9 protein-coding genes are annotated in these 5091 nt (G+C 24.3%); 2 read left to right on the top strand and 7 right to left on the bottom strand.

Annotation, left to right across the window (positions count from 1 at the left end; translation table 11 throughout):
* On the top strand, positions 1-989 hold a 989-nt coding region (locus FMM58_RS08670; RefSeq protein ID WP_190317940.1), incomplete at its 5' end, for a hypothetical protein.
* Positions 990-1116: 127 nt separating this feature from the next.
* Positions 1117-2151, top strand: a complete 1035-nt coding sequence (locus FMM58_RS03680) for an adenine-specific methyltransferase EcoRI family protein (protein ID WP_150180404.1) — start codon at positions 1117-1119, stop codon at positions 2149-2151.
* A gap of 40 nt (positions 2152-2191) precedes the next feature.
* Here FMM58_RS03680 and FMM58_RS03675 read toward each other — a convergent pair whose 3' ends face one another.
* The 7 genes from FMM58_RS03675 to FMM58_RS08660 all read right to left on the bottom strand — a co-directional run.
* A complete protein-coding gene (locus FMM58_RS03675) occupies positions 2192-2398 on the bottom strand; it encodes a hypothetical protein (protein ID WP_150180403.1) in 207 nt (68 codons plus the stop codon).
* Positions 2367-2705: a hypothetical protein gene (locus FMM58_RS03670; protein WP_150180402.1), complete on the bottom strand. Its 339-nt coding sequence runs from the start codon at positions 2703-2705 to the stop codon at positions 2367-2369. Before FMM58_RS03670 ends, FMM58_RS03675 begins: the two co-directional genes overlap by 32 nt.
* Positions 2706-2736: 31 nt before the next feature.
* Positions 2737-2928 carry a hypothetical protein gene (locus tag FMM58_RS03665; protein ID WP_150180401.1) on the bottom strand — a complete coding sequence of 64 codons (192 nt, stop codon included), beginning with the start codon at positions 2926-2928 and terminating at the stop codon, positions 2737-2739.
* Positions 2925-3236: a phage holin family protein gene (locus tag FMM58_RS03660; protein ID WP_223810450.1), complete on the bottom strand. Its 312-nt coding sequence runs from the start codon at positions 3234-3236 to the stop codon at positions 2925-2927. Before FMM58_RS03660 ends, FMM58_RS03665 begins: the two co-directional genes overlap by 4 nt.
* A 180-nt stretch (positions 3237-3416) precedes the next feature.
* Complete coding sequence (locus FMM58_RS08665; protein ID WP_190317939.1) at positions 3417-3560, bottom strand: hypothetical protein; 144 nt, start codon at positions 3558-3560, stop codon at positions 3417-3419.
* Positions 3561-3573: 13 nt separating this feature from the next.
* The gene (locus tag FMM58_RS03650) at positions 3574-4029 is read right to left on the bottom strand and encodes a DUF5675 family protein (protein ID WP_150180400.1); all 456 of its coding nucleotides are present in this window, start codon (positions 4027-4029) and stop codon (positions 3574-3576) included.
* Between the two features lies 1 nt (position 4030).
* Positions 4031-5091 (bottom strand): hypothetical protein (locus FMM58_RS08660; protein ID WP_190317938.1); only part of this gene is annotated, 1061 nt, incomplete at its 5' end.

Here is a 5091-nt window from a genome sequence, read left to right as displayed (position 1 = left end):
ATTCTAATTTTGGTTTAAAACACATTATTGAACAAAGGACTAAGCAATGGGGAGAAAAAAGGGCTTTAAATTTTATCAATGAAATACCTACTATTATACAAAATTCTCAAATTTATAAAAAAGAAAGAGATAGAATAGAATTAATTACTAATAAATATACGATTATTCTTGGTTTGCGTAAAGATAATAAATTTATATTAAGTGCTTTAAGAGACAGGAGAAATCTTAAAAGATTGGAAACTACACAGACTGGAGTCGCAGGTAGTTTTACAGATAAAACGCTAGGTTTTAACCATCTTTTATCCAACCAACAAAAAAATTCTAACACAAAATTAAAAAATAATCAATTAAACGAACCCCTAAAAGAATTTGGCAAAAATTATGCTGAGTTTTATCATAACTCAAAAGGGGCGATTGAAAAGCTCTTAAAAGAAAATGAGCTTAGCAAGAAGGTAAACTCTATTAAAAATAATAATATTAAAGAAAACTATTTTTTTGAAACTCATTTAAATGCTTTAACACAAAATAGCCTCAAAAATCAAACAAATGAACCTTTAATTATAAGCTTTAAAAATGAAAATAGATTAATTAAGGATTTAAGAAAGGATTTAAAAGAAAATTTAATGCCTTTAATAAATATGCAAATTATTAATAAAGAAACTAATTTAAAAGGCATTATAACACAAAAAGAAGTTAATAAAATATCAAGTAGCAAAGAGATACAAAAAAGCCTTAATAATGGATTTAGTAAAAAAGAGCATTTTGAAGTGGCAAAAAAAATAAAAAATCTTTTTGAAAATGCTACTTTAATACAAACTCATAAGGATATAAAAAATAAAGAAAACATTTTACTAATATATAAATTTATAAAAGATTTAATCATTAATAACAAAAACGCAAAGGCAAAAATAACACTTTTTGAAAAAATACAAGGTAAAAATAAAATTTATACGATTGAACTTGATAGCCTAGAAAATCCGACTCCTTAAAGTTTTATTTTAAAAATAGAGTCGGCAAGCTAGATTTGCAATATCAATGCTTATGTAGCTATGTTTATACTAAAACTGAAAACAAATTTTAACAAATATAGCTTAAATAAATATTAAAGGTAAATAAATGAGCACTCAAAGCACTTTTCACAAAGCCTTGCAAAATGCTAAAAAATATATTAATGATGAGTTTTACACAAGCTTAGAAGATATACAAGCAGAGCTAGAAAAATATAAAGATGTTTTTAAAGATAAGATTATATATTGTAATTGTGATGATGCTTATAAGAGTAACTTTTTTAGCTATTTTATACAAAATTTTAATAAATTAAAGATTAAAAAATTAATCGCTACTTCTTTTAGTGATGATGCTTCATGTGGGCTTTTTGAAAGTTATAGTTTTAAAATTGAAATTGTAAAAGTAAAAGGCGATATAGATTATAATAATAAGGCCTTGATGGTTGAAAGCTTATTGAAATGTAAAGAAAACACAAAAGAAATTATTAAAAGTGATCATGATTATAGAGCGGGTGATTTTAGGAGCAAAGAATGTGTACAATTATTAAAGCAAAGTGATATAATTATAAGTAATCCGCCTTTTAGCCTTTTTAAAGAGTATTTTGATTTGCTTATAAAATTTAAAAAAGATTTTTTTATTATAGGCAATATGAATGCTTTTTGCAATAAAAATATAATACCTCATTTTATAAAAAATGAAGTCTTTATAAGTTCTTTAAAAAATGGTAAGTTTTTACAACCAAATGGTAAGGAAGTTTTTTTAAACTTTTGTGTATGGTTTTATAATATAAAAATAAATAGAGTTTTTAAGGATTTAAAAACAACTACCCTATATTATAAAAATCCGAGTTTTTATCCATTTTATAATAATTTTAAAAATTGCATTAATATTAATAGTGTTAATGAAATACCTCTTGATTATGAAGGCTTAATGGGGGTACCTGTTAGTTTTATTAAATATTATAATCCGAATCAGTTTGAAATTTTAGGAATAATTAATGAAAGTTTTAGTAAAGATTTTAATATTAAAAAAAATAATAAAAATAATAAAAATCCTGTTATTTTACTAAATGGCGAAGAAAAAGTATTATATAGAAGAATAATTATAAAAAACAAAAGGCCTTTAAAGTGTACGATAATATGATTAATAATAAAGAAAAAAATATTTAATATCTTAATAAAACTTAATTTTCTTGTAATTCTTTAATTCTTTGTATATTAATCTCACATTCCTTATAAGCTTGAAACAAATATGAATAAGCCTTTATAATATCTCTTTCATTTTTAATAATAGGCTTTTTTAAAGGTTTTAAGGTTAAAAGCTCACTTGGTATTTTTAATCTTTCAACCCTTACATTTTCAACGACTTGCGTTTTGTTCGTACAAGCCATCAAGCAAGGTATTAAAAAGCCTAGTGGTATTAGTTTCGCCACTTTTAAAAACTTGCTTTTTAACATTTTTGACCCTTTCTTTAATATTATCTTTTTCAATCTTAGAATTTTCAAGTACCTTTAATTCTTGTTCATGCCTTTGCTTTAAAATTTTAATGCTTTTATTTAATTCATCATTTGCATTTATAGCTGTGTTTAAATCTTTTTTTGTATTTTCTAACTGCTCTTTTATATTATTAAGCCTTAAATACAAAAAACTACAATTTATAACTAAAATCGCCAAAGCTATATATAAAATTTTTTGCATTTTTACCCCTTATAAAAAAGCAACTTTCATTTTAATCCTCATTAAAATGTAAAGAATCTTTTTTTCTTTGTATTTTTATCTCATTTTGTATAATCTTATTTCCATTAAATAACCTTGTTTCTTTATAAAGTTTTTTCAAGGCCTTATAATTTAAATAGTTATTAATGTTTAAAACTATTGATATAAAAAAACAAAACAATAAAAAATAAATAATTTTTTTCAATACCTTTCCTTTTTTAAATTAAGTATATCCCTAACCAAATTTATAGCCTTATCAAGTCCTAAAAAGCTAAACGCTGAAGCTATTCCAACCTTTGCTAAATAAGAAAGGTCAATAGCTGTTAAAATCATATAAATAATAATACAAAGCACACTGGAAGTACTTACAACCTTTAAAAAATTAATATACATATCATTTTTTTTAATTTCACATTTTTCGATTTTTTTTTCATCATTTATAAATTTAAATAATCCACAAATAAGCCCAACAACCAAAATAGGCAAAAGTTCTATATATGCTTCAATATTCATCAAAAAGCCTTTAAAATTTTAATTAAAAATTGTGTTAATAAAGCACTTCCTAGGCTTGAGGTTATAATTATTAAAAGCCATAAGATTTTATGCACTATATTAAAACACTTTTTAGCCCTTTTACCTATAATACAATGATTTTTACCTATTAAAAACCATCTAAAATAAAACCAATATTTTTTAAGCCTCATTTTTTTTAAATTTTTCTTTGATTTTATTAACTAAATTTAGGCAGTAATTTTTTAATTTTTCATTACTAAAAACATAAGCCCCAACTATAAAGCCTATAAAAAAGACAATCAAAAAATAAATTAAAGAAAACATTTTACACTCCTTTTTAAAATTCGTTTATTATTTCAAATTCTATTTTTTCTAAATCCTTATCTCTTAAAAGATTATAAAATTCTTTACAAGCAGGGCGACTTTGTCCTATTGTTTCATTATCTATTTTTGAAAAGCCTAGCAATATACAGCCTAGCGTATCTTTGTGATTATTTCCCCAATGTATTAAAATATGTCTTTCAAAGGGTACATTTTTATTATAAATATTAATCATACAATCTTCGCTATTATTTGTTATACTTCTTAATACAGCTTCAAATTTGCTTTTTTCATGCCTTTTAAGCTTATATATCCCAGGTGGTACTCTTAAATCCTTACCACTTTCAAGCCCCTCTTCATCTTCTTCTAAGCTTAAACAATGAAAGATTATATTATTTTCATCATCCATTATTTTAAGCTTACCTTGACAGCAAGTTTTGCCCATATATCTTCTTTGTAGTGTTATTTTCATGTTAAGTCATTTGGGTAAGTGTTTGACTAGTAAAGTCAAATTTTAGTAAAGAATAAGAATTACTAAAATTAATCGGGGCTATATTTATTGTTGGCGTTATTGTTTGATTATTTAAATAAACTTGTAAGCCAAAAACGCCTTTTCTATAATATGTATTACAAACATTATAAAAGCTTATATAAGCTATTTCTTGAATATTTAGTAAATCTTTTTCGAAGTTAAAATCTAAATATATGTAATAGCTCGTATCATAATCTCCACATTTATGATAAAATTCACCCTTCTGTGAACTAATATTATAGGTAGGATTAAAAAAATAAATTAGACCATAATTTGGCGTCGCAGAAGTTTCAGCAATATATTTTGTATATGTATAAGTTACATTAGCAATAAAGGTACGCCCTAAATTATCAGAAAAAGTAACCGTACCTGTTTTATAAGAATAACCTATAAATTTTAAAACCTCTCCACTTTGTAAAACTATTTTAAAACCTGTCATTCCACCACAATAAGAATAAGAAGTATTTCCAGCCCTACATTCAATGGCTATCCTTGAAATATATTCTCCTTCTAAAATATCTATTATTTCCCAGTTATCCCCTTGTGCTATATAATAGTTATTTGTGCTCTTATCTACCCATAGAAAACCATTCATAAAGCCTTGTTTCATAGGGCTTATAGAGGTATCGGGGGCTTGATCTGAAACATTTAAATAAAAGCTATTAGATGTGCTTAAAACTTTAATTAAAGATTGTGTTTGATTATAAGCTATACTTATACTATCATTTATAGTTAATAAATTTTTACTATCAATAGCGCTTTCAACACTACTTTCAACAACACTATTTAAAGTCTCATTTGTAATTAAGCCTTTATCATTTAAAGCGGTATCAAGTTCGGTCGTTAAATCAGCCTTTAAAAGATAATCATTTAAAATTGTATTTAAATCATTTTTAGCTAAATAATCAGCCAAGCTTACACTTAGATCGCTATTATTTACATAATCTTTATTAATAAGTATAGTTTCTAAGCTTTCATTCGTTATAAACTCACTTTTTAAGG

The sequence above is a fragment of the Campylobacter sp. LR291e genome, assembly GCF_008633915.1.
GTDB lineage: Bacteria > Campylobacterota > Campylobacteria > Campylobacterales > Campylobacteraceae > Campylobacter_D.
This window is presented reverse-complemented; position numbering and strand designations above follow the sequence as displayed.